The following is a 423-nucleotide window of genomic DNA, read 5'->3' on the forward strand; positions in this document are numbered from 1 at the left end:
TTTGAGCAGGACTGTACCCGCCTGAGTGCCGTCGCKCTTCCATAGCTCTATACCGTTGGTGGGGTCGCTAGCCCTGAAGTACAGGGTGTCGTTGAACACGGTGAAATTAGAGGGATTGGAACTCCCAGTCCCCGGGTTGATATCTTTGAGCAGGACTGTACCCGCCTGAGTGCCGTCGCTCTTCCATAGCTCTGTGCCGTTGGTGGGGTCGTTAGCCCTGAAGTACAGGGTGTCGTTGACCACCGTGAAATTAGAGGGAGAGGAATTCCCAGTCCCCGGGTTGATATCTTTGAGCAGGACTGTACCCGCCTGAGTGCCGTCGCTCTTCCATAGCTCTGTGCCGTTGGTGGGGTCGTAAGCCGTGAAGTACAGGGTGTCGTTGAACACGGTGAAATTAGAGGGAAAGGAACTCCCAGTCCCCGG

General features: G+C 56.2%; 1 protein-coding gene. It reads right to left on the reverse strand.

The window, feature by feature from the left end; all coding sequences use genetic code 11:
* Positions 1–387 (reverse strand): ELWxxDGT repeat protein (locus B9T16_RS29415; protein WP_410246471.1); only part of this gene is annotated, 387 nt, incomplete at its 3' end.
* Positions 388–423: the final 36 nt, after the last annotated feature.

It is taken from the genome of Arthrospira sp. PCC 8006, from assembly GCF_046480465.1.
Lineage (GTDB): Bacteria > Cyanobacteriota > Cyanobacteriia > Cyanobacteriales > Microcoleaceae > Limnospira > Limnospira platensis.